This window comes from Massilia sp. P2_C2 (assembly GCF_056404615.1).
In genome coordinates, this window is sequence record NZ_JBFUDR010000461.1 from 1 (window position 1) to 3507 (window position 3507).

Below are 3507 nucleotides of genomic sequence, written 5' to 3' on the forward strand. Positions count from 1 at the left end.
TGCCGGGTTCGCGCAGGCGCACCTCGGGCGGTGCGACGCGCGGTTGGGCCACTTTTTCCTGCGGCGCGATCAGCTCCGCCGTCCCGCTCAGCACCAACTGGCCGTCCTGGTTCGTCACCGCGCAGTCGAGCGTAACCTTGTGCTGGTCCGGGTCGAGCCGGGCGACGGTCAGCGTGGCGGTCACGCTGTCGCCGACCTTCAGTTCGTCGAACGCACGGTTGGGGATCGTCTCCATGCGTCAACCCATCACGTGGTAGCCGGCGTCGACGTATTCGACATTGCCCGTGACCAGCCGCGCGGCGTCGCTGGCGAGGAAGGCGGCGACGTGGCCGACGTCGTCGAGCCGCGCCAGCATGTGTTGCGGCGCGCGCGACCAGACGTCGTCGAGGAGCTCGTCGAAGTGTTCCAGTCCGGACGCGGCGCGCGTGCCCATCGGCCCCGGCGAGACGGCGTTGACGCGGATGCGCCGGCTGCCCAGTTCCACCGCCAGCGCGCGCACGGTGGCCTGCAGCGCGGCCTTGACGGGGCCCATCAGATTGTAGTGCGGGACGACCTTCTCGCCGCCGTAGAACGTGACGGTCAGCAGGCAGCCGCCGTGCGCCATCAGCGGCTCGGCCAGCTTCGCGCAGCGGATGAAGGAGTGGCACGAGACGTCCATCGCGAGCGCGAAACCGGCGGCCGAGCAGTCCGTCACGCGGCCATGCAGGTCTTCCTGCGGCGCGTACGCGATCGAATGGATGACGAAGTCGAGACCGCCCCAGGTCGTGCGCACGGCGTCGAACACGGCTTCCAGCTGGCCCGGCGCGCGCACGTCGCACGGCAGGACGAGGGGACAGTGCAGGGATTCCGCCAGCGGGCGCACGTAGGGTTCCGCGCTGTCGTCGAGATAGGTGACGGCCACCTCGGCGCCGCAGGCGGCCATCACGCGGGCGCAGCCCCACGCGATGCTGCGGTCGTTGGCGATGCCGAGGATGAGTCCACGCTTGCCGCGCAGGTCGATGAGGGCGTTCTGCATGAGAGTCTCCAATAAATGTCAGCGTTCCAGCACGTAGCGGCCGGGCGCGAGGTCGAGCGGGCGATAGCCGGCCGCGGGAGCGCCGACGGCGGGCGGCGGCGTGCGCTCCGTGCTTGCGGCCGCGAGCCAGTCGGCCCAGGCCGGCCACCACGAGCCGTCGTGCGCGGGCGTGGCCGCCGCCCAGTCCTCGGGGGCGAGCCACGTGTCGCCGTCGGTCTTGTGCGCGAGGCGGAAATGGCGGCCGCGGTGGCCAGGTTCGCTGACGATGCCGGCGTTGTGGCCGCCGCTCGTGAGCACGAACGACACGTCGGCGTCGGCCACGAGGTTGATCTTGTAGACGGATTTCCAGGGCGCCACATGGTCGGCCTCGGTGGCGACGACGAACATGGGGGCGTGGATGCCGGCGAGGGCGACGGGCGTGCCGTCGATCCGGTAGCGGCCTTCGAACAGGTCGTTCTTCAGGAACAGGCGGCGCAGGTATTCGCTGTGCATGCGGTAGGGCATCCGCGTGGCATCCGCATTCCATGCCATCAGGTCGGTCAGAAGCTGGCGCTTGCCGAGCAGGTAGTCGTTGACGATGCGCGACCACACGAGGTCGTTCGAGCGCAGCAGCTGGAAGGCGCCCGCCATCTGGTGCGTCTCCAGGTAGCCCTGGCGCCACATGATGTCTTCCAGGTAGTTCAGCTCGCTGTCGTCGATGAACAGCGAGAGCTCGCCGGCTTCCGTGAAATCCGTCTGCGCCGCGAGCAGCGTCAGGGTGCGGATGCGGTCGTCGCGCCGGCCGGCCAGCCAGGCGGCGGCGATGGCGAGGATCGTCCCGCCCAGGCAATAGCCGGTGGCATGCACCTGGCGGCCGGGCACGATGGCGTTCACGGCGTCCAGTGCGGCGAACACGCCGAGACGCAGGTAGTCGTCCATGCCCAGGTCGCGGTCGGCCTCGCCCGGGTTGTGCCATGAGATCATGAAGACCGTGTGCCCCCGGTCCACGAGGTATTTCACCAGGGAGTCTTGCGGCGACAGGTCGAGGATGTAGTACTTCATGATCCACGCCGGGACGATCAGCACCGGCTCCGCGTGCACGTCCGGGGTCGTGGGCGTGTACTGGATCAGTTCGATCAGGCGGTTGCGCAGCACGACCCGTCCCGGCGTGACGGCGACCTGGCGACCGGGAACGAAATCCTCGGCGCCGGCCGGCGGCCTGCCGGCGAGCATGCGGCGCCAGTCTTCCGCGAAATAGTTGGCGCCGCGCAGGAAATTCATGCCGCCCTGTTCCAGCGTTGCCTGGAGCACTTCGGGGTTCGTCGCGATGAAGTTGACGGGCGAGACCACGTCGAGCAACTGGCGCGCGACGAAGGAGACGACCTGCTCGTGATGCGGCGAAACGCCGCCGATGCCGGTCGTGACGTTATGCCACCATTGCTGGTTGAGCAGGAAGCCCTGGTGGATGACGTTGAACGGCCAGTGTTGCCATGCCGCGTCGCGAAAGCGCCGGTCCTGCGGCAGCGGCGTGATGCACGGTTCAGGGGCGCCRTGCGCGGCGCGCGCCGCGTAGTCGCCGAAACGTCCCGCCTTGCGCGCGGCCTTTTCGCACAGCCGGGCCCATTTGCCCGGCGACTGGGCCAGGTGCAGGGTCCAGTCCATCCATGCGAGCGCCAGCGCGGCCGGAGAGACGCCGGACGTCATGCGCCCGAGCGCGGCGTGGAGCATGCGGTCCGCCGGCGTGGGCGGTTCGATGTCGGCCGGGGCGTCGACGGTGGCGAGATCCAGGTTGAGCTTGTCCATGTGCCCACCTTACCGGTTCGATCGATTTCGGTTCGTTGATCTAAATCAAAACCTTGTCACATCACGATGGCAAGCATGGGGTCGTCGGCCGGTGTTGTCAATCGGCGCGCAGCGCCTGCAACAGTTTCTCGTCCAGACCGTAAATATCCTCGGCGAACAGGGCGCGGCCCTGGCGGTCCGTGAGGGCGGTCGCGTAGAACAGCACGACGGGCACGGCTTGCGGCAACGGCACCGTGAGCGTGCGTCCCGACCGCATGGCCGCGGCCACGGCGTCGGCATCCCAGCGCTGCGGATCCGCGAGCACGAATTGCGCCAGTGCCGCCGGATGTTCCACACGGATACAGCCATGGCTCAGGTCGCGCCGCGTGCGGTCGAACAGATCCTGCGCCGACGTGGAATGGAGGTAGATGTTCATGGGGTTGGGCATGGCGAACTTGACGGCGCCGAGTGCATTCTGCGGCCCGGGGCCTGCGGCAGCCAGCGCAGGCGCTCCAGCGTCAATTCCAGTTGCGTCACGCGCCGTGCCGGCGGCACCGCCAGGGCCGCCATCGTGCCGGCGCCCAGCACGCCGTCTTCGGCCAGGCCGTGGCGGCCCTGGAACCGGCGCACGGCCGCCGCCAGTTCCGGCGTCATGACGTCGCCGCTGCCCGCGGCGGCGTCGGCCTCCAGGTCGCCGAGCAGGACCAGCCGCTCGCGCAGCAGCCCCGTGC

4 protein-coding genes and 1 pseudogene are annotated in these 3507 nt (G+C 69.3%); all 5 read right to left on the reverse strand.

Annotation, left to right across the window (positions count from 1 at the left end; all coding sequences use genetic code 11):
* Positions 1–235, reverse strand: a 235-nt coding sequence (locus AC1DYX_RS29345; RefSeq protein ID WP_477265475.1) for a VCBS domain-containing protein, incomplete at its 3' end; no start/stop codon positions are given.
* Positions 236–238: 3 nt separating this feature from the next.
* Complete coding sequence (gene fabI, locus AC1DYX_RS29350) at positions 239–1000, reverse strand: enoyl-ACP reductase FabI (RefSeq protein WP_477265479.1); 762 nt, start codon at positions 998–1000, stop codon at positions 239–241.
* A gap of 33 nt (positions 1001–1033) precedes the next feature.
* Positions 1034–2797 carry a PHA/PHB synthase family protein gene (locus AC1DYX_RS29355; RefSeq protein ID WP_477265477.1) on the reverse strand — a complete coding sequence of 588 codons (1764 nt, stop codon included), beginning with the start codon at positions 2795–2797 and terminating at the stop codon, positions 1034–1036.
* Positions 2798–2894: 97 nt separating this feature from the next.
* Positions 2895–3320: pseudogene (locus AC1DYX_RS29360) on the reverse strand (L,D-transpeptidase family protein); the annotation flags it as partial.
* On the reverse strand, positions 3209–3499 hold the full coding sequence (locus AC1DYX_RS29365; protein ID WP_477265481.1) for a peptidoglycan-binding protein: 291 nt from the start codon (positions 3497–3499) through the stop codon (positions 3209–3211). The gene AC1DYX_RS29365 and the pseudogene AC1DYX_RS29360, both read right to left, overlap by 112 nt.
* Positions 3500–3507 lie beyond the last annotated feature (8 nt).